17 protein-coding genes are annotated in these 20,513 nt (G+C 31.4%); 7 read left to right on the top strand and 10 right to left on the bottom strand.

Annotated elements, in window-relative coordinates; genetic code table 11:
• Positions 1 to 9: 9 nt before the first annotated feature.
• The 3 genes from L0U77_RS05455 to L0U77_RS05445 all read right to left on the bottom strand — a co-directional run bounded on the left by L0U77_RS05455 (position 10) and on the right by L0U77_RS05445 (position 1,403).
• Positions 10 to 231, bottom strand: coding sequence for a DUF2795 domain-containing protein (locus tag L0U77_RS05455; RefSeq protein WP_101916964.1), 222 nt, complete (start codon positions 229 to 231; stop codon positions 10 to 12).
• 78 nt (positions 232 to 309) lie between these two features.
• Positions 310 to 918, bottom strand: coding sequence for a cob(I)yrinic acid a,c-diamide adenosyltransferase (locus L0U77_RS05450; protein ID WP_233884214.1), 609 nt, complete (start codon positions 916 to 918; stop codon positions 310 to 312).
• Positions 919 to 1,004: 86 nt separating this feature from the next.
• On the bottom strand, positions 1,005 to 1,403 hold the full coding sequence (locus tag L0U77_RS05445; RefSeq protein ID WP_233884211.1) for an acyl-CoA thioesterase: 399 nt from the start codon (positions 1,401 to 1,403) through the stop codon (positions 1,005 to 1,007).
• A gap of 172 nt (positions 1,404 to 1,575) precedes the next feature.
• On the opposite strand from L0U77_RS05445, the gene dnaA reads away from it, so the two are divergent.
• The 3 genes from dnaA to L0U77_RS05430 are packed head-to-tail and all read left to right on the top strand — an operon-like array spanning position 1,576 to position 4,182.
• Complete coding sequence (gene dnaA, locus L0U77_RS05440; protein WP_101916967.1) at positions 1,576 to 3,000, top strand: chromosomal replication initiator protein DnaA; 1,425 nt, start codon at positions 1,576 to 1,578, stop codon at positions 2,998 to 3,000.
• A 5-nt stretch (positions 3,001 to 3,005) separates the two neighbouring features.
• Entirely contained in the window at positions 3,006 to 3,485 is a 480-nt protein-coding gene (locus L0U77_RS05435; protein WP_233884208.1) for a low molecular weight protein-tyrosine-phosphatase, read from the top strand.
• Positions 3,475 to 4,182, top strand: a complete 708-nt coding sequence (locus tag L0U77_RS05430; RefSeq protein ID WP_101916968.1) for an SAM-dependent methyltransferase — start codon at positions 3,475 to 3,477, stop codon at positions 4,180 to 4,182. Before L0U77_RS05435 ends, L0U77_RS05430 begins: the two co-directional genes overlap by 11 nt.
• Positions 4,183 to 4,300: 118 nt before the next feature.
• Here the strand turns inward: L0U77_RS05430 and L0U77_RS05425 are convergent, their stop codons facing one another.
• From L0U77_RS05425 to dapF, 5 genes are all read right to left on the bottom strand, one after another.
• Positions 4,301 to 4,846, bottom strand: coding sequence for a peptidoglycan-binding protein LysM (locus tag L0U77_RS05425; protein WP_233884207.1), 546 nt, complete (start codon positions 4,844 to 4,846; stop codon positions 4,301 to 4,303).
• A gap of 317 nt (positions 4,847 to 5,163) precedes the next feature.
• Entirely contained in the window at positions 5,164 to 9,513 is a 4,350-nt protein-coding gene (locus tag L0U77_RS05420; protein WP_233900854.1) for a collagenase, read from the bottom strand.
• Between the two features lie 280 nt (positions 9,514 to 9,793).
• Positions 9,794 to 10,822: an endolytic transglycosylase MltG gene (gene mltG / locus L0U77_RS05415; RefSeq protein WP_233897735.1), complete on the bottom strand. Its 1,029-nt coding sequence runs from the start codon at positions 10,820 to 10,822 to the stop codon at positions 9,794 to 9,796.
• Positions 10,823 to 10,992: 170 nt separating this feature from the next.
• The gene (locus tag L0U77_RS05410) at positions 10,993 to 11,541 is read right to left on the bottom strand and encodes a GNAT family N-acetyltransferase (protein ID WP_101916972.1); all 549 of its coding nucleotides are present in this window, start codon (positions 11,539 to 11,541) and stop codon (positions 10,993 to 10,995) included.
• A 58-nt stretch (positions 11,542 to 11,599) separates the two neighbouring features.
• Entirely contained in the window at positions 11,600 to 12,373 is a 774-nt protein-coding gene (gene dapF / locus L0U77_RS05405) for a diaminopimelate epimerase (RefSeq protein WP_233900853.1), read from the bottom strand.
• Between the two features lie 196 nt (positions 12,374 to 12,569).
• Between dapF and L0U77_RS05400 the strand changes: the two genes are divergently transcribed.
• The 4 genes from L0U77_RS05400 to L0U77_RS05385 all read left to right on the top strand — a co-directional run bounded on the left by L0U77_RS05400 (position 12,570) and on the right by L0U77_RS05385 (position 18,797).
• Positions 12,570 to 13,967 (top strand): trypsin-like peptidase domain-containing protein, encoded by a 1,398-nt coding sequence (locus L0U77_RS05400; protein WP_193699842.1) that lies wholly within the window; start codon positions 12,570 to 12,572, stop codon positions 13,965 to 13,967.
• 111 nt (positions 13,968 to 14,078) lie between these two features.
• Positions 14,079 to 15,521, top strand: coding sequence for a glyceraldehyde-3-phosphate dehydrogenase (locus L0U77_RS05395; protein ID WP_193706598.1), 1,443 nt, complete (start codon positions 14,079 to 14,081; stop codon positions 15,519 to 15,521).
• Between the two features lie 335 nt (positions 15,522 to 15,856).
• Positions 15,857 to 17,854, top strand: coding sequence for an NAD-dependent DNA ligase LigA (ligA, locus tag L0U77_RS05390; RefSeq protein WP_233900852.1), 1,998 nt, complete (start codon positions 15,857 to 15,859; stop codon positions 17,852 to 17,854).
• A 253-nt stretch (positions 17,855 to 18,107) separates the two neighbouring features.
• Positions 18,108 to 18,797 carry a lysoplasmalogenase gene (locus tag L0U77_RS05385; protein ID WP_233900851.1) on the top strand — a complete coding sequence of 230 codons (690 nt, stop codon included), beginning with the start codon at positions 18,108 to 18,110 and terminating at the stop codon, positions 18,795 to 18,797.
• Positions 18,798 to 18,818: 21 nt separating this feature from the next.
• On the opposite strand, the gene L0U77_RS05380 is transcribed toward L0U77_RS05385, so the two are convergent.
• Positions 18,819 to 19,292: a nucleoside deaminase gene (locus tag L0U77_RS05380; RefSeq protein ID WP_101916978.1), complete on the bottom strand. Its 474-nt coding sequence runs from the start codon at positions 19,290 to 19,292 to the stop codon at positions 18,819 to 18,821.
• Between the two features lie 100 nt (positions 19,293 to 19,392).
• A complete protein-coding gene (locus L0U77_RS05375; RefSeq protein ID WP_233900850.1) occupies positions 19,393 to 20,259 on the bottom strand; it encodes a YkgJ family cysteine cluster protein in 867 nt (288 codons plus the stop codon).
• Positions 20,260 to 20,513 lie beyond the last annotated feature (254 nt).

Genomic DNA, 20,513 nt, shown 5'->3' with positions numbered 1-20,513 from the left:
TTTGTATTCTTAGTATTCGTCCTCGTTCCAAAGATAATCTTCTTCTGTCGGATAATCAGGCCAAATCTCAACGATTGAATCATAAGAATCACCTTCATCCTCAATGTCTTGTAAGTTTTCAACCACTTCTAGGGGTGCTCCCGTACGAATAGCATAATCGATTAATTCGTCTTTCGTGGCAGGCCAAGGTGCATCTGCTAAATATGAGGCTAGTTCAAGTGTCCAGTACATTTTTTTTATCTGTTTAAGTAAAGATTATTACAAAAATAATTTTTTATTTGTAATAAGCCAAGTGTTTTTTTATTGTTTTTATCGTTTTTCAGGAGTCCATTTAACCTCCGTTACTTTTAAGTTTTTGGTCAATTTTCGTGCCAGTACAAATAAGTAGTCAGAAAGTCGGTTTAAATAACTTAAAATAGCTAAATCAATCGCTTCTTCTTCGTGTAAAGCCACCGATAAACGTTCCGCTCTACGACATACACATCTCGCTATATGACAAAATGACACAGTTTCGTGTCCGCCAGGTAAAATAAAATGAGTCATTTGTGGTAAATCGGCATTCATTGCGTCAATTTCATCTTCTAAAAATTGAATAGAACCATCGGTTATTGTATCAATATTTAAGCGTTTTTTACCATTCTTTAACGTTTCTTTTTCGGGAGGTGTAGCAAGCATTGCTCCTAAAATGAATAAATCACCTTGGATTTTAAGTAACGTTTTTTGAATGTTTTTAGTGCTATTTTTATCGGTGTTTTCAGTATTATTTTCAGTGTTGTTTTTATCTCTGATTAAGCCGATATAAGAATTTAATTCATCGACTGTACCATAACTTTCAATGCGTAAATGATGTTTTGCAACACGAGTTCCGCCGAATAAAGCAGTAGTGCCTTTGTCGCCTGTTTTCGTATATATTTTCATTGATTTTTACTTTTTTATACGTTTTTATGATTTTTTTTACCTACTTTTTGTTGATTTTAGAAATTGATTCGGCTAATTATACCGTGTTATTCTGTTAATTTTTCTAAAATATATTCAGGACAACGCATTGGTTTTTTAATTTTTTTGTTCATAAATGCTAAGGTTGTCTTAGCGGTCGCAATTAATTCGTTGTGCTGATTTGTTATTTCATAGTCAAATTCTATCTTAACGGCAGGCATTTTTTTGATGCTAGTTGTAATGGTTATTTCATCATCATATAAAGCCGATTTTTTGAAATTACAGGACAATGAAATAACAGGAAGCATTACTCCTGAAAGTTCCATGTTTTTGTAAGTAATGCCCATAGAACGTAGTAATTCAGTACGTCCGACTTCTAAATATTGTGCATAATTACCGTGGTAAACTACGCCCATTTGATCTGTTTCAGCATAGCGAACTCGAATGGTAGTGTTGTTTTTTTTCAAAGTATATTTTGTGTTTAATTCACAATAACATTACGCAAATAATAATTAAGAACCAATAGGGGATTGGTTTTTTTATCCTGAATTTTATTCACATTTTTGCAGTCTGTTATGGCAACCCTCTAATCCTTATAAAACAGATTAAAATTAACACCTAAAATTGTTTTTAACACACATGACTAAAACTGCTGATTCAGTTTGGAATGAATGTTTGTTTTTCATCAAAGATAACATTAAACCCCAGGCATATAAAACTTGGTTTGAGCCAATTAAACCTGTTAAGTTGGCGGAAGAAGCTCTTACAGTTCAAGTACCTAGTAAATTTTTTTATGAATGGCTAGAAGAGCATTATCTTAAATTATTAAGAGTTGCGTTGGTTAAACAATTAGGGAATGATGCAAAGTTAATTTATGATGTGCGTATGGAAAATACGTACAGTAGTAATAGTCCGCAAATAGTTAAAATCCCTAGTTCTAATCGCAGGGCTGTAAAGCCTCAAAAAGTAGCCGTTCCTACGGGGGCTAAAAGAGAACTTAAAAATCCTTTTGTAATTCCTGGTTTACAGAAAGTTAAGATAGAATCACAACTAAATCCGAACTATAATTTTGTTAATTATATTGAAGGTGCCGCCAATAGATTGGCACGTTCAGCAGGAATGGCAGTTGCCAATAAGCCTGGAGGAACATCGTTTAATCCGCTGTTGGTTTATGGACCCGTTGGACTCGGAAAAACACACTTGGTTCAAGCAATTGGCGTTGAGGTAAAAGATAAATATCCTGATAAAACAGTTTTATATATTTCTTCAGAAAAATTTACCCAGCAATTTGTTGATTCCGTAAAATCGAATACTCGAAACGATTTTATTCATTTCTATGAAATGGTCGATGTTTTAATTATTGATGATGTCCAATTTTTATCAGGAAAAACAGGTACGCAAGAAGTGTTTTTTCATATTTTTAATCATTTACATCAAAATGGAAAACAGGTAATTTTAACCTCGGATAAAGCACCCGTGGATATGAAAGATATCGAATTACGATTATTATCTCGTTTTAAATGGGGATTATCCGCAGAATTACAAGCACCCTCTTTTGAAACACGTGTGTCTATTCTTCAAAATAAATTGTATCGAGATGGGCTTGAAATGCCTGAAGATGTTATTGAATATATCGCCAAAAATGTAAAAGCAAATGTGCGAGAATTAGAAGGTGTAATTATTTCGATGATCGCTCAAGCTTCTTTTAATAAAAGAGAATTTACCGTTTCATTGGCTAGAGAAATTGTTGATAAATTTGTTAAAAATACCAAACGAGAAATCTCTATTGAATATATTCAAAAAGTAGTTTCAAAATATTTTGATATGGATGTGGCAACTTTACAATCGAAAACACGTAAAAGACACATTGTTCAGGCACGTCAATTGGCGATGTATTTTGCTAAAAGATTAACTAAATTATCTTTGGCAAGTATTGGAAGTCAGATTGGTAAGCGAGATCACGCCACCGTATTACACGCCTGTAAAACAGTCGATAATTTAAGAGAAACAGACAAGCAATTTAAAAAATATGTTGATGAATTAACATCAAAATTAGCACTTTAATTACTATGTCAATCAAAAAAAAACAAAAATATAAAATACTGATGGTTTGTTTGGGGAATATTTGCCGTTCGCCATTGGCACAAGGTATTTTAGCTTCAAAATTAAATGAATCTTTTACAGTCGATTCTGCAGGAACATCGGCACATCATGTTGGCGAAACGCCCGATAAAAGATCGGTTGAAGTTGCTCAAAAATACGGTATCGATATTACAAAACAACGCTCACGTCAATTTAAAAAATCAGATTTTAATGAATTTGATGTAATTTATGCGATGGATTTGCAAAATTATAAGAACATTATTGCAATGGCAACGACATCAGCAGAAATTGAAAAAGTAACCATGATTTTGAATGAAATTGCTGCTGAAAATAACGAAGTTCCTGATCCGTATTATGGCGGAAATCAAGGCTTCGAAAATGTATATAAAATGTTAGATAAAGCGTGTGAAATCATCGCTTCAAAATTAGAAAATAATGAAAGGTAAATTATACTTAATTCCAACGACGTTAGGCGATACCGAACCTTTAGAGGTAATGCCTATTTCTGTTAAAAAAGTAATTGAACATCTTGATTATTTTATTGTAGAAAATGAAAAATCAGCAAGAGCATTTATTAAAAAAATTACACCTCATAAATCGCAACCTGCTTTAGAATTATTGTTGTTAGATAAATATTCAAATGACATTGAAATACAACATTATTTAGATACTTGTGAGAAAGGAATTTCTATCGGGTTACTTTCCGATGCAGGTGTTCCTGCAGTTGCTGATCCTGGGGCAAGTATTGTGAAATTAGCTCACGAAAAAGGAGTTCAAGTAGTGCCGTTAGTAGGTCCTTCTTCTATTTTAATGGCGATGATGGGTTCGGGAATGAATGGTCAAAACTTTGCCTTTAATGGGTATTTACCTATTGATAAATCAGAAAGAAAAAGAGCGATTAAAGACCTGGAAAAGCTTTCAAATGTTAAAAATCAATCGCAAATATTTATTGAAACGCCGTATCGAAATGAAAAAATGTTAGATGATTTAAGAAATACATTATCGGCGGATACACGTGTTTGTGTTGCCTGCGATATTACGCTTCCATCAGAATATATTAAAACATATACGGTAAAAGAATGGAAAAATACAAAAACAGATTTGCATAAAAGACCGACTATTTTTATCATTCATAAGTCCTAATTATTGAAAATTATCATAATTAAGAATTATCAAAAAAACATCAAAAAAAGACCACTTTATAAAGTGGTCTTTTTTGATGTAAAATAGTTTAAAATCTGTTATGTTTTAATTAAAGAGATTAAAGAGTTGGTTTTTTATTCGCATCAATACGAGAAACATCGTATCCTGAAAAATCATTCATATATGATTTTATTGAGGTTCCATAAGCATCATTAAAGCGAATAACACCATGTGAACGTAAATATTTTTTAACATTACCAGCACCGCTTAAATGAGCTGCCGCTAAAATCCCAGATTCTGTAATTTTAGTTCCATTGATAATTTTTCCAACACTTCGTTTAATATCTTTTCTTAAAATCCATTTATTTACCTGACAATATGCGATAAATGCTTTTTCTTGTAATTCTGGCGTTTTAAGAAAATTACTGATATTGTAAATTCTAAATCTTTTTAAGGTTTCTTTTCCAAATTGATATTTTCCTAAATAACCAAGCGTATTTATTACTCGATATTTTCCTTGTGATTCTTTAAAAGCCAAGGCTTCTTTAAAACCAACAAAGTTTTTTAATAAAAAAGGGAAACTCAATTCTTCAACAGGATATCCTGTTCTTTTTGGAGTAGTAGTAGTTTTTTCAATCTTTGTTTTTGGTGTTGTAAAACTCATCAGTAGTACAAACCCTATAAATGTAATTCCTAAATACTTGATAATTAGCTATCTTTCTATTTTGCGGTGCAAATGTACACTATTTTTTCAAAAATAAAACTAATTTTAAAAGTTATGTTATTGTTGCTGTTTTGTTATTTTTTTCGCTGTTTTTTGTACTTGTTTTCTTAGTGAAAACAACTTGTAAGGCATTTTAAAAACAATTATAAATAATTAAGAATAGTCTATAAATAATTAAAAAGGTACTCTAAAAAATAAAACAGGTTGCTAAAAAGCAACCTGTTTCGTCTCTAAAAAATAAATAAAAATATAAAAAATTATAAAATAATCTTCTTGTTAACTTCTCCTATTTCTGAAATTATTTTAACTAAATAAACACCTGAAGCTAATTTTGGTAAATTAACAGTCGCATTTTCTTTGGATTTAATTTCTGTTGAGAATACTTGTTTTCCTTGTATTGAATATAAGATTACACGTGCTTTTTTAGCTTCTAAACCAGTAATTGTTACTGTAGATTTAGACGATTTATAAACAGCTAATTTATTTAAAGAAGCAATATTTTGATTTGCGTCTAACCTTTTAGATTTGGTATGAAGATAAAATTGACCGATTTCCGTAGCGTCTTTTGTTACCGTTACTGTGTAATTTCCCTCACTTAAATTCGTGAACGTATTATTTTCTTTATCTTCTAAATAAACGATTATATTTTCAGGTAAATTCGTTGTTTTTACTGAAAATTCTACTTTTTTACCAGCTCTTACTTTCAATCCGATAGGAACAATAGTGTTTTCTAAATTGTTGGTAGGCAATGATTGAACGGCATAATTTTTACCGTTATTATCGCTTACTAACTGTGTATAAAGTTCATAATTAGTGGTTGTTCCTCCAAAGACAGTTCCGTCATAACCGTTGTCAAAACCAGTAGTTGTACCGTCGATATAATATAATTTGGTAGATTTTACCGTATTATTTTCGCTTACACTTAAATTGATTTCAGTTTTTGCTTGTCTTTGAAAAGTATCCGATTGATGACTTTGATTTTCTTTGCTAAATGTTACATTAGTATTAGTTGCAGCACTTACAAAAAATCCTTGTCCTGGAGCTATTTGATAATTTGCATCAGCAGTACCTAATTTTAAATCATAACTATTTGTTGCTTGATTCCAAAGCCAAATCGTAGCTTCTGATAAAACAGTTCCCGTGGCGTTGTCTTTAAAGAAATCACCAAGTTTAACGTATGAAGTATAAGGATTTCCAATTAAATTAAAATCATTTACATTTTTTGTAATGCCATAATTCACAGCTGTTGAATTGATATTTCCTGTAAAAACTAAATTAGAAGCACCGTTTAATTTAACAGAATACCCCTGTGCAGAAGTAATATTCCCTTTAGAATTGTTTGATAAATAATTCCAAACTGTTCCGTCATTATTATAAGATGCAAGTCCGATATTTGTTCCTGTTCCTGATGCAAAAGTGTTGTTTTCTTTTAATTCTTCAATGGTTTCATATTTTAAAGGTGAAGCCACTAAGTACCAATTGTCAGTTGTTAAGTTTCTAATATACGTTACTGTTCCTGTTAATTCTGCATTGGCAATTAAAGTAGCTCCTGAAGCAATTGTAATAGTTTTTACTTCTGTAGGAGTTTCAATTACAGGATACTTTGTTAATCCTGCAGGAATAATAACATCGTCATAACTTGTTGGAACAGTGTTTGTATTCCAGTTTGTGATATCTGTAAAGTCGGTGCTTGTGTTTCCTGTCCAGGTAATGGTACTTGCTTCAATACCTACAATAACTGAATAATCTTCAACCTCTCCAAAATAAGAGTCTTCTCCACAAGCGAATACTTCTTTATCATATCCATAACGTACTCGCATTCTTGTTACCCCTAAAACAGCATTTGAAGGTACTGTTACACTTCCTTCTTTAAAGGCTCCTATATGTGCATAAACTTCCTCTTCTGCATCCTCAAAATCACCATCTTGATTCCAGTCAATCCAAGCTTTTATGTTATTTTTATCCCAACTAGCAATTTCTGCTTTAATAGCAATAGGGTATGTTTTGTTTAAATTAACTTCTGCAGCGTATGATGTATAATCAGAATACCTTTCTTCGTTATAAACAAAATCTTCATTATCTAAATTGCTAAATTTAACACTATGAATACCAACACCTTTTGTACCAATACTTATTGGACAATAATCTGTGTCACTCTTGCCATGTACTTTTATAAAAGTGTTTTTTGTTCTTGTATTATTACCGCTTTTAGCACTTGTAACAGTTAATGTAACATCATAATTCCCTGGAGAACCATACACTACCGTAGGATTTTTTTCGGTACTTGTACTAGGCGTTCCTCCTGGAAAAGACCAAGTATATGAATTAATATATCCTGTAGATTCATTCGTAAATTGAATGCTTCCGCCAACGATAGTTGATGGTAAATCACTTGAAAAATCAGCAATAGGAGCATCACTTATAGTAGCATCTCTTAAAGAACCTGTAATTACAAATGTTGCATTTGAACCAGAAACTTCTTTATAATATCCTCCGATATAGTCAAAATTATTAACGGTAGGACTTTCTTTTAATTGGGTCATTAATTCGTTTAATTCTGTTTCAAATTGACCAGAAGTTAAACTTCCTGTTACTTTAAATCGTCTAATTGAGGTAGAAGCATCTAAAGTAACGGTAACATCTTTCCCTGTGATTGCCTCAAATTCTGTTTCAATATCGGCAATATTTCCGACAACAAAAAAGTCATCAACTTCCCAAGGCGTAACTACTTCCCACCAATTATTTTCATCAATAACTACGTTATTTAAGTAATTTTTAAAATCTGATTCTAGTCTCCAGCTTGATTCTAATCTGTTGATTTCTGTATCAAAAGCAGCGATGTCATCGGCTCTAACAAGGTTTATAAGTTTTCTCGCAGTATTGATGTCATTTTTAAACCAATACGACCATAACATGTTTCCATATCTATAAAATTTAAAACCACCAGCATAGCTTGCATTTAAAACTTCATTTACGGTCATATATTCACTAGCACCTTCATTTTTTACAGAACTACCTTGGCTTTCTCTAATTCGAACACCGTCATTATCGGTACTTCCTGCAAAATGTTCTGCCATACCTTCTTCAAACCAAATTAAACGCCCATCTTTATAAAAATCTGATTCACCCCAAGAACCATTAGCAATATAACGTCCTTGTAAATAATGTACATATTCATGTCTAAATAATTCCTCTAAACTAAACGTACTTTCTTCGTATGTTCTTTGGTAGGTATAAAAAGTTGCACCTCTTTCAATGTACATTCCTCCATTATTAGTAGCTAAACCGTTTAAAATTGTTTGCCAGTCATGGTAGTTTTTCATCGTACCATACACCACCATATTTAAGTTTACATTGATGTCACCAGTAACAGGTTCATCAGTTTCTAAAGCTCTAAAAAACTGAGTTTGTACTTGTTTTGATGCGTAGTATAATTCTTGCACTGTTTTATAATCTAATGGAGTTCTTACTTTTAAACGTCCATCATCAAATGTCCAAGTATTAGGAAAAAGCATAGCTTCAACTTCTGCTGTTATCTCATCCATGTTTTCACATAAGTTGTATTTAGCACAATTTCCTGATTCATTAATAGATTTAATAGATTTGTACCAGTTAGGTGTTAATCGCTCATAACTTTGTGCAATTTCTGCAATAAAAGGTTCTGTTTGATCTTTTAAAACATCTGAACTATCAGCAGTTCTAGTCATTTCTCCAATAGCGTTATTTACCATTAAAGCTAAATCTTCATTTTCATCTCGTAATTCAGTATCCGTAGCTAAATCTGATAATAATTGTAAAAATTCAGGATCATTATTTAGGGATGCTTCATATTCAATATCTACGGGTTGCATTCCTCTAAACATTAAGAAGAATATTCTGTTGTATGCAGAAATATATTTTGTTAGCATTTGTTGATTATCAACAACTTCTCTCCAAGTATCATTTTCTGTTAAATTACGAATCGCTGTTTTGATTACATCTAATACAAAATCTTTATCTCTTATACCATCGTAATCACACATTACTAAAAACTCGTCTAAAACACCTAAGTTATATTCTGTATTATCCCATAATCGAGGGTTTTTAGCAAGGTATTGAACTGCATATTTATAGGCAGTTTTAGCATTTGCATCTAGGGTTATTTCTGCTTGAAAAAATTCATGGTATCCTGCGCAATGTAAGTAGGTTACCATTCCTAGCATTCCACTAGATTCTCTACCATCATAAGCGACTGAAATATTATATACAGCATCTGCAACTGCTTTAACATTGGCACTAGAAAATAATGAGCCACCGTATTGACCATAGTCAAAAAGAGGTCTTAAATTAGTGTCATAATCGGTCGCTTCTTTCAATTCACGGACTAAGTCAGCTCCACCATAAGATGCCCAAGCAGCAAAAGTACTAGGAGAATCGGGTCTAGCCATTCTGTTTTGGCTAGCGTGTTCGTTATGATTTTTATGACTATATCCTTTAGTACAGGCTACAGTTTCTTTTACTTTTGATTTAGGAAGCGCTGGTTCAGCTTGTTGACTAAATCCATAAGAGTAGCATAATGTAAGTAATGCTACAGCTTGTTTTTGAAAGGTTTTTTTAGAGAATATCATAAAATTAATAGCGGTTTTTAACGAGTATTAATGAAGGGTTTTTTAATTTTATGTAAAATTAGTTTTAATATAATATTAACATTGATACAATATTAACTAAATGTTATATTAAATTGTGTTTTTTAACTTAAAATGTAACTAAAATGCCTAATTTTAGATATTTGTATGTTAAAGTGATTGAAATTTTATCATTTTAATAAAGAATAAAATAAAACACCTTACAATAATTAATTATTGTAAGGTGTTTGTAAGATTAAAAGGAAAATTATTTAACATTTCATTAACGTATAATTCCTTTTTTGTGTATCCAGTTTTGATATTTGACAGCATTTCTGTTGTGTTGTGCTAAGGAATTTGCAAATTCATGAAATCCTATTTTTTCGACACTTGCACACATATAATAGTAATTGTGTTTTTGATGATTTAAAACTGCATCAATTGCGGAAACATCAGGCATTGCGATTAATGCAGGAGGTAATCCTATATTTTTGTAGGTATTATAAGGCGATTCAATTTCAAGATCTTTTGTTAATACTCGTTTTATGTCAAAATCATCGCCTTTTAGCTGTTTAACGCAGTAAATAACGGTTGGATCGGCTTGTAATGGCCAATTATTTTGCAATCGATTTAAATACAAACCTGCCACAATTGGGCGTTCACTTTTTTGAGCAGTTTCTTTTTGAACAATCGATGCTAACGTGCTTACCTCTTTTTTTGATAAGTTTAATTTTCTAGCTTTTTCTAATCTTTCCGAATTCCAAAAACGCTTGTATTCGGTCAGCATTTTATCGCGAAATTTTTCTGCGGATGTGTTCCAGTAAAATTCATAACTATTAGGAATATACATTCCTAAAGCTGATTTTTCATTAAAATTATTTTCTGATAAAAATTTTTCATTCATCATTTGTTGTAATAAATCGCTAGAATCGGCTTCAATTTGTTCTGAAATTCGTTGTGCTAATTTTTCCAAAGAATCTTGATTGTTAAAAGACAATTTTATCGGCGTTTGATTTCCGCTGCGCAATAAGTTTACAACGTCATTTAAGTTCATGCCTTTTTTTAGCAGATATTTTCCACCTTTAGGTTTGGTGAATTTTTTCTTATCGGCTACCCAGTTAAAATTTTCGGGTTTGTCAATATAAGTAGCAAGTTGTTTTTTAACATCTTCAAATGTATCGTTTGATTTTATATAAACAGCGCCATTTTTAGTAATTGCTTTTCCGTAAATTTTCTGATAAAAATTAAAGCCAATAATTCCACCAATTAAAAAGATAGTCGCAATAATTCCGTATATTATTTTCTTATTCATGTTTGTTTTTGATAAAATTATTTCTAAGAGCTTGTTTAAAAATTAAATAAAAACTAAATTCTCGTCATGCTGAATTTATTTCAGCATCGCATCAATAGGAGAACAGTGGCGAATCAGGATGCGAAACTGAAATAAATTCAGTTTGACGGATTCGATTCGATTATTTAAAATTATTTATTGATTAATTGAAATAAAATTTCGTCTTTATATTTTTCATCACTAAAAATCCATTCTTTTTTGATACCAATTTGTTTAAAATGGTGTTTGTTAAAAAGTTGGATACTTTTTTGATTATCGCTGATAATATTTGCATATAATTGATGCACTTGCAACTGTGTAAAACAGTAATTTATCAATAATTTTAGAGCTTGAGAAGCGAATCCTTTTTGTTGATAATCGGGATGAATTAAAATACCAATTCCCGCTCTTTTATGTTGCGGATTAAAATCAAAAAGGTCAATCATTCCGATAGCTTTTTTTGTTTTTTTGGCTTCTTTTTTATCTTCAATAATTAGTTCAATAACTAATCGTAATTGTTTTGCTTGATAAATATCTAAATGTGCATTTTCGAGATATTGTTTTAAAACAAATCGTGAAAATGGTGTTTGCGTATGGCTAATTTCCCAAAAAGATTCGTTGTTTTCAATATCAAAAAGAAAGGCTAAATCTTCGGGTTCGATGGCTCTTAAAGTTAGATTTTCGCCTTTTAAAGTTGTCATTTTTAGCTATTTTAAATTTAATTTACATTTTTTTTGATGAAATATAGATGAAATTTAGTTACAATTTAATTTCTCCTTTAAAAACGAATTCGGCTTTTCCTGTTAAGAAAATATTGGTGTAATTTCCATTTTTTTCTTGAAAACGAACTTCTAACAAACCGCCTTCAACAGGTAATTTTATGGTATTTTCGGTAGTTTTTTTGGTGGCGTGCATGGCAATTGCAACGGCCGTAACACCTGTTCCACAGGCTAAGGTTTCATCTTCTACGCCTTTCTCATAGGTTCGAACTCTAAAGGTATTGTTGTTTATTTGTTCGACAAAATTAACGTTACTTCCTTGGATTCCGTAGTTGTTATATCTGATTTTTTTACCATTTTCATACACAGGATAATCAGCTAAATTTTCTACTAATTCCACATGATGCTGTGTGCCTGTATTGGTAAAAACTGCGTCTTTTTTGATGATAATTTCACTAACATCAATCATCTGTAAAGAAACAATATCGTTGGTTATTTCGGCATAATGTTCGCCATCAAAAGCCGTAAATGTTGTTTTTTTATCAATAATATTTAGCTTTTTAGCAAAAGCAACTGCACATCGTCCGCCATTTCCGCACATCGTTTGGCTTGCATCAGCATTGAAATAAAACATTTCAAAATCGGTTGTTGCGTGGTTTTCTATTAAAATTAAGCCATCAGCACCCACGCCAAAATGTCGATGACACAATTTATTAATTAATTTCGTGTCGTCTTTTGGAAATACTTTAGTTCGATTATCTAGGATAATAAAATCGTTTCCAGTTCCTTGGTATTTATAAAAAGTCAAATTCATAGTAGGCAAATATACATATTTTAAGCAATCTAGTTTTATGTGATTTAACGTAATTTTAAGTGTTAAAAACACGTTAAACAATTTTTTAAAACTTTAATAAAAATGTTAAAAATACTATCTTTGGTAGTATCTAAACGTTGATGTGAAATTTTGTACGTTTTATTATAATCAAATTAAAAACAACATACATAACAAAATGAAAAACATACTTAAAACGCTATTTATAGCAGTCTTAGGAGGCGTAATTGCACTTTCAGGATATACACTAATTATTGAAAAATCAGCTATAAATACCGAAAATTCTATAGAAAATAGTCGCCAAAATAAAGTAATTACTTCGGATAGTGTTCCTGTAAATTATATGCCAGAAACGGCTATTAATTCGTCAGCACCCACCGATTTTACCGATGCTGCCGATAAAACGGTTCACGCTGTTGTACACGTGAAAAATACCGCGGTAAAAACACAACAAAATCCATTTGCACAATTATTTGGAAGAAATGAAATTCGAAAATATGAACAAGTAGGAACGGGAAGTGGTGTTATTATTTCGCCCGATGGCTATATTATTACCAATAATCACGTAATTGAAGATGCTTCCGAAATTGAAATTACACTCAATAATCGAAAAAAATTAAAAGCTGTCGTAATTGGAACCGATAAAAATAATGATATCGCCCTTTTAAAAGTAGAAACACCCGAAGTTTTACCGAATTTAACTTTTGGTAATTCTGATAATATCAAAGTTGGCGAATGGGTTTTGGCAGTCGGAAATCCATATAATTTAACATCCACCGTAACCGCAGGAATTATTAGCGCCAAAGGACGAGATTTAGACGGAAATAAAAATATAGATGCTTTTATTCAAACCGATGCCGCTGTAAATCCTGGAAATAGTGGCGGTGCATTGGTAAATACGAGCGGAGAATTAATCGGGATTAATACCGCAATTTCTTCAAGAACAGGCTCTTTTATAGGATATTCTTTTGCTGTACCTTCTAATATCGCCAAAAAAATAGTCGATGATTTATTGGAATTTGGAACAGTTCAAGAAGCAATTATTGGAATTAGTATTGATAATTCTATCAAAGATATAGAAGGCGTACTTATCGGTGAAATTGAAAAAAATAGTCAAGCAGTAGCCTCAGGTTTGCGTAAAGGCGATGTTATCACCAAAGTAAACAATGTTGAAATTATTACTTTTTCTGACTTAAAAGGACAATTAACTGCAAAACGTCCTGGCGAATATGTTAATTTAACCGTACACAGAAACGGAAAAATACTTATCAAAAAAGTACAATTAACCAAAAAAAATACCTTTACATCACGCTCTTTTGGTGTGAAATTAAAAAATGTAACATCCGAAGAAAAAGAAAAATACCACATAAAAGGAGGTGCTAAAATTATTGCAACCAATAATAAAGGTTTTCAATATTATAATGTCGGAGCAAATTATATTTTAACCAAAATAAATGGAAAACAAATTATCAGCGCCTCAGAAGCCGTAGCAATTCTAGATACTTACACAGGAAATGAACAAATGTATTTAGAACTATTAAGTCCGTCAGGAAAAATCGAACGCTACCGATTTTAACATATATAGCAACAGATAAAACTTTTAAAAAGCTGTTTGAAAAACCTATGTTTATAGTATTTTTATATTATTTTTGTGTCAAATTTTTTTAAATTTAGTTAACACACAACTATGTCAACAATAACAAATTACGAAAAAGAAGTAGTAAATCAAGCGCAAGTAAGAAGAGCTACCGTTGAATTTATTAATATCGTAAACGATTTATGGTACGATAAATCAATCGAATTAGTTTTATTTAGAAACCAATTAGTAGATAAAAGAGCATCCGAAGTTTTAAAATTAATTGATTATGCAAAACAATTTGTAGCAAAACCAATTTCAATAAACGATGCTCTAGAAATAGCAAAAGCAATACAAAATATTGAGTTACCAGCATCAAAATTAGATATCGGTAAATTAGCGTACGAATATCATTTACAAGATGATGCAACAACCGATAAATTATCTTTTGTAAAAAATAAATTAAAAGATGCTACTAAAGCGGAAGAAATTGAACCAAAAGATGTTGTTTTATATGGTTTTGGTCGTATCGGGCGTTTGTTAGCACGTGAGTTAATGAGCAAAATGGGGAAAGGTTCTCAATTAAGATTAAGAGCCGTAGTTACTCGTGGAGAAATTAACGAAGCAGTTTTAGAAAAAAGAGCCTCTTTATTAAGTATCGATTCTGTTCATGGAGATTTCTTAGGAACTGTTCAAGTAGATGCTGACAACAATGCGTTAATTATCAATGGAACTACTGTATATATGATTTCTGCTGGAAAACCAGAAGATATCGATTATACCGCTTATGGAATTAACGATGCCTTAATTATTGATAACACAGGAGCATTTAAAGATAAAGAAGCATTAAGCCGTCATTTAGTGCCAAAAGGAGCAAGTAAAGTATTATTAACTGCCCCTGGAAAAGGAATTCCTAATATTGTTCACGGTGTAAATCATGAAGAAAATAATCCTGATATTGTGGATATTTTTTCAGCAGCATCTTGTACAACAAATGCAATTACACCAGTCTTAAAAGTCTTAGAAGATAACTTCGGAATTAAAAAAGGACACTTAGAAACGATTCATGCGTATACGAATGATCAGAACTTAGTGGATAACATGCACAGTAAATACCGTAGAGGTAGAGCAGCCGCTTTAAACATGGTAATTACCGAAACAGGCGCAGGAAAAGCCGTTGCAAAAGCATTACCAGCTTTAGAAGGAAAATTAACTTCGAATGCAATTCGTGTACCAGTTCCAAACGGTTCTTTAGCTATTTTAAACTTACAATTAAACAGTACAACAACTGTTGAAGCGGTAAATGCAATTATGAAGCAATATGCTTTAGAAGGCGATTTAGTAGAACAAATTCAATATTCAATGAATAATGAATTGGTTTCTTCGGATATTATTGGAACGACTGCACCATCAATTTTTGATAGTAAAGCAACTATCGCCGATGGTGATACAATTGTTGTCTATGTTTGGTACGATAACGAATACGGATATTCGCACCAAGTAATGCGTTTGGCAAAACACATCGCTAAAGTTCGTAGATTTACCTATTATTAATCGAAGATTTTTTTGTAAAACATATAAAAAAGACCGAAACATTATTGTTTCGGTCTTTTCTGTTTTAGGTATTTGTTGAGGTTTGTTATTTCTTTGGATAAAGAAATAAAAACAAGCCTAATAGGTATTTTTTTGATGTTTTTCATTCTGATTTGCCGTAGTTTTCCTGTTGATGCGATGCTGAAATAAATTCAGCATGACGAAAATATAGTCTTTATTTAATTTTTAAACAGGCTCTTAGTTTTTTTCTTAATTTAGCAACTAATAAGTAAAAAAAAAAGGGTGTTTTTAAATGCAAAAACACGTAAAAATAATTTATCAGAATTCCTGTTTTAATGACAATCAACCAAACAATACAAGCGCTTCGCGATGAACTAAACCAGCATAATTATAAGTATTATGTATTAGATAACGCCACTATTTCAGATTATGATTTTGATATCAAACTAAAAGAATTAGCCAACTTAGAAGCCGAAAATCCGCAGTATTTTGATGCCAATTCTCCAACGCAAAGAGTTGGCGGTGAAATCACTAAAAATTTTAAAACCATTACCCATAAAAATCGCATGTATTCTTTAGATAATTCCTATTCAAAACAGGATTTATTAGATTGGGAAAAACGCCTTCAAAAAATGCTTGGTACAGATGCTATTGAATATACCTGTGAGTTAAAATATGATGGCGCATCTATCAATTTAACTTTTGAAAACGGTAAATTTATAAAAGCAGTAACCCGTGGCGATGGTTTTCAAGGTGATGAGGTAACGGCAAATATTCGTACGATAAAATCAATTCCGTTGCAAGTAAATAAAATTTTTTTAGGTGATTTTGAAATGCGTGGTGAAATTATTTTACCGCTTGATGGATTTCATAAAATGAATCAAGAACGCCTTGAAAATGATGAAGAACCGTATAAAAACCCAAGAAATACCGCAAGCGGAAGTTTAAAATTACAAGATAGTGCTGCGGTTTCAAAGCGTCCGCTTGATTGTTTGTTATATCAAGTTGTTACGGAGAATCGCAAGTATAAAACCCATTTTGAAATTTTAGAAAATGCTCGAAATGTTGGTTTTAAAGTTCCTGAAACCATTACGTTAGTAAGTTCTATTGATGCTATTTTTGAATTTATCAATTATTGGGATATTGAGCGTCATCATTTACCGTACGAAACCGATGGCGTTGTTGTAAAAGTAAATAATTTACAGCAACAAGAAGAATTAGGCTATACGTCAAAATCCCCACGTTGGGCAATTGCGTATAAATTTAAAGCAGAACAAGTATCCACAATTTTACATGAAATTACGTATCAAGTTGGACGAACAGGAGCTATTACGCCTGTCGCAAATTTAGAACCCGTACAATTGGCAGGAACTATTGTAAAACGTGCTTCGTTGCATAATGCCGATCAAATTGAAAAATTAGATATCAGAATAAATGACACTGTTTTTGTAGAAAAAGGCGGAGAGATTATCCCTAAAATTATAGCCGTTGATTTATCTAAAAGACCTGAAAATTCTAAGCCAACACAATATGCAACGCATTGCCCAGAATGTAATACCGAATTGGTAAGAAGCGAAGGAGATGCCAAACATTATTGCCCAAATGAGTTTGGCTGTGCGCCACAAATTACAGGAAGAATCCAGCATTTTATCAGCAGAAAAGCCATGGATATTGATGGTTTAGGCGGTGAAACAGTCGATTTATTGCGAAAAGAAGGTTTAATTCAAAATTATGCCGATTTATACGATTTGAAAACCGAACAGATTATTCCGCTAGAAAGAATGGCAGAAAAATCAGCACAAAATATGATTGCAGGAATTGAGAAATCAAAAGAAATTCCGTTTGAAAAAGTATTGTTTGCTTTAGGAATTCGATTTGTTGGTGAAACAGTCGCTAAAAAATTAGCAAAACATTTTAAATCAATCGATAAATTAATGACCGCTGATTTAGAAACACTAATTTCCGTAGATGAAATTGGCGATAGAATTGCACAAAGTATTATCGATTTTTCAAATAATTTAGGGAATATTCAATTAATTAACCGATTAAAATTACATGGAGTTCAATTAGAAGTTTCTGCGGAAAGTTTAGAGAATCAAACCGATAAACTTGCCGAAAAAGTATTTGTTGTTTCGGGTGTTTTTCATCAGATGAGTAGAAATGAATTGAAAAAAGCGATTGAAGATAACGGCGGAAAAGTAAGTTCATCAATTTCTAAAAAAACAAGTTTTATTGTGGCAGGCGATAATATGGGACCAAGTAAATTAACCAAAGCCGAAAGTTTAGAAATACCAATTATTTCTGAACAAGATTTTATAGATATGATTAAATAATCAAGAAAAATAATTAGAGAAATAATTAGAGAAATAATCAAGAAATAGTAAGAGCCTGTTTAAAAATTAAATAAAAACCAAATTCTCGTCATTCTGAATTTATTTCAGAATCGCATAAAGAGAAGAACTACGGCAAATCAGGATGCGAAACTGAAATAAATTCAGTTTGACGGATGCGATTTTTCAACTATAAAATGTTTTTAAATGAAATTTAAACAGGCTCTAAAAGAAAAGAATTAAATAAATATCGAAAATGACTAAACAGCTAAAAATAAAAATAGCATCACTCGTATTTTTAATAATTGCAATTTTAGATATTTACGCAGTAATTACACAACATAAAAGTTTAGAAATTATTTGTAAACCTTTACTGATGACAAGTTTGGTTGTTGTGTATTTACTAAATATAAAAAAAGACAAAAAAGCTAATTTCTGGTTAATTTCGGCATTGTTTTTTTCCTTTTGGGGTGATGTTTTTTTATTAGATAAAAACAGTTATTTTGTATTTGGATTAGGATGTTTTTTAATCGCACATTTGATGTATATAAAAATGATAGCTGTTTTTTTAACTCAAATAAGAATCGTTGAAATATTCAAATATGCTTCTATTTTTGTAGTAGTATTCTTAGGTATTTTCTTTTTGATTAAAGATAATTTAGGTGAAATGTTACTTCCTGTATTGATTTATGGAATGGCAATTTCAGGGTTCGGAACTTGTGCGTTGTTAAATTATCAGCAAGAAAAAACACGTCCGAATTTATGGTTGTTATTAGGTGCGATTTTATTTATAGCATCGGATAGTTGTATTGCTTTAAATAATTTTTATAGTTCAAAATACATTTTTGATATCGCTATAATTACCTTGTATATAATTGCTCAATATTTAATTGTACAAGCGATTATTTTAAGAGAAAAAACATTTATATTAAAAAATCCGAAGTAATATTACTTCGGATTTTTAGTTTTAATAGGTAATTTTATCTTGTTTTTCTGTCCATTTTTCAAAGGGTTCTAAGGCGATTTTTTGTCCTATTTGTTCAAAAGAAATACTACGTTTATTGTATGGAAGTGCAATTTCTTTATAAATAAAAGCATCATCAAAACCAATATTTGCCGCATCTTGCTGATTACATCCGTAGTATACTTTGTCTGGGCGAGCCCAATAAATTGCGCCTAAACACATCGGGCAAGGTTCGCAAGAAGTGTAAATAATACAGCCGTCTAACTGAAAAGAACCTAGATTTTTACAGGCATCTCTAATTGCTGTAACTTCTGCATGTGCTGTTGGATCGTTGGTAGAAGTTACTTTATTGTTTCCTATTCCTACAATTTCGCCATTTTTTACAACAATACAACCAAAAGGACCTCCTTCATTATTTTGCATTCCTTTTAAAGCTGATTTTACAGCTTCACTCATATATTTTTCGTGTTCGTTCATTATCTGCTAATTAAGAAAAAGTTTGGTTTCTGTGTGTTATTTTGAGTATAATTTCAAGAATTAAAAATAGGCAATAAACTTGATATCGTAAAAACTTTAACTATTCCTTAGCACCGTGGTTTTTTGCAGTTGCAATCCAATGTTCTGAAAGTCCTTTTGTATCAGCTCTTAAACCTCTTGATAAATGCAATGCCACGGCAATTATTAAAACCGAAGCTTCGTGAAGTTCTTGAAGCGTTTGTAAGTTTCCGAATTTTTCTTGAGCTTTTAAAAGCAGAAAATCGTTGTGTTTTTGAGCAAAAATAACAGGGTTATTCTCATGATTTGTTATGTTTGGAATCATTAAATAATCTAGCCATTCTTTACCAATTCTTTCTGCGGATATTTCATGTGTTTCTTGTCCTATTTCTCTCCAAGAAGCCAGTGTTTTGGTATCGTCAGAATCGGATAAACCAGAATCTAAAAGTAATTCAAAACCAATATCGGCAATGTTTTGCATCACCATTAAATAGGCATCTAATGCTTTTTCATACTGATGCGCTTCTTGTCCTTTTAAATATTCACCAACACTAAGTTTAGGTAAATCTAATACTTCGGAACAATCTGTTAAACACGGAAAAGCGTTTCCTTCATAAATATATTCGGCTTTTTCAAATTGCACTTGTCGCCCTAACGGATACAAACGACAGGCTAACGGACGACCAACATGAACGCTACATCCCATATTATCTAAGTATTGACTGCATGCTTTTTGTCCTTTTTTGTCTGATTTTCCATCAAAAAGTAATTGAATACCGCCAAATTCGGTATAAAGATTTCGAAAATCTTTTGTTGTGATTTTTTTCTCTTGACTAAAACTAAATAATTCCCACGGATTCAGCATTACATCTTTTCCAAAACAACACGATCCAGAACGGGAGCAGGTAAGCGGTAATATACTTTCAGAATTTAGTTTTGTTACTTGCATTTTGTATGTTTTATTTTTGAAATGAATTGTTGAAAATGAGTAATAGTTATTTTTATAGCGAGGGCAAAAATAAGATTTAAAAAACAAAAATCCCTACAATTATAAATTGCAGGGATTTTTTTAAGTTTAATAAGAGCCTGTTTAAATTTTATCTGAAAAAAAACATCACATCCGTCAACCTGAATTTATTTCAGGTTCGCATCCTGATTTGCCGTAGTTCTTCTGTTAATGCGATGCTGAAATAAATTCAGCAT

Origin of the sequence: Tenacibaculum piscium, assembly GCF_021390715.1 — a bacterium.
Classification (GTDB): domain Bacteria; phylum Bacteroidota; class Bacteroidia; order Flavobacteriales; family Flavobacteriaceae; genus Polaribacter; species Polaribacter piscius.
This window is presented reverse-complemented; position numbering and strand designations above follow the sequence as displayed.

Coding starts and splice junctions, on each gene's coding strand:
- L0U77_RS05455 (WP_101916964.1), bottom strand. CDS start 231: ATGTACTGGACACTTGAACTAGCCTCATATTTAGCAGATGCACCTTGG.
- L0U77_RS05450 (WP_233884214.1), bottom strand. CDS start 918: ATGAAAATATATACGAAAACAGGCGACAAAGGCACTACTGCTTTATTC.
- dnaA (WP_101916967.1), top strand. CDS start 1,576: ATGACTAAAACTGCTGATTCAGTTTGGAATGAATGTTTGTTTTTCATC.
- L0U77_RS05435 (WP_233884208.1), top strand. CDS start 3,006: ATGTCAATCAAAAAAAAACAAAAATATAAAATACTGATGGTTTGTTTG.
- L0U77_RS05430 (WP_101916968.1), top strand. CDS start 3,475: ATGAAAGGTAAATTATACTTAATTCCAACGACGTTAGGCGATACCGAA.
- L0U77_RS05425 (WP_233884207.1), bottom strand. CDS start 4,846: ATGAGTTTTACAACACCAAAAACAAAGATTGAAAAAACTACTACTACT.
- L0U77_RS05420 (WP_233900854.1), bottom strand. CDS start 9,513: ATGATATTCTCTAAAAAAACCTTTCAAAAACAAGCTGTAGCATTACTT.
- mltG (WP_233897735.1), bottom strand. CDS start 10,822: ATGAATAAGAAAATAATATACGGAATTATTGCGACTATCTTTTTAATT.
- L0U77_RS05410 (WP_101916972.1), bottom strand. CDS start 11,541: ATGACAACTTTAAAAGGCGAAAATCTAACTTTAAGAGCCATCGAACCC.
- dapF (WP_233900853.1), bottom strand. CDS start 12,373: ATGAATTTGACTTTTTATAAATACCAAGGAACTGGAAACGATTTTATT.
- L0U77_RS05400 (WP_193699842.1), top strand. CDS start 12,570: ATGAAAAACATACTTAAAACGCTATTTATAGCAGTCTTAGGAGGCGTA.
- L0U77_RS05395 (WP_193706598.1), top strand. CDS start 14,079: ATGTCAACAATAACAAATTACGAAAAAGAAGTAGTAAATCAAGCGCAA.
- ligA (WP_233900852.1), top strand. CDS start 15,857: ATGACAATCAACCAAACAATACAAGCGCTTCGCGATGAACTAAACCAG.
- L0U77_RS05385 (WP_233900851.1), top strand. CDS start 18,108: ATGACTAAACAGCTAAAAATAAAAATAGCATCACTCGTATTTTTAATA.
- L0U77_RS05380 (WP_101916978.1), bottom strand. CDS start 19,292: ATGAACGAACACGAAAAATATATGAGTGAAGCTGTAAAATCAGCTTTA.
- L0U77_RS05375 (WP_233900850.1), bottom strand. CDS start 20,259: ATGCAAGTAACAAAACTAAATTCTGAAAGTATATTACCGCTTACCTGC.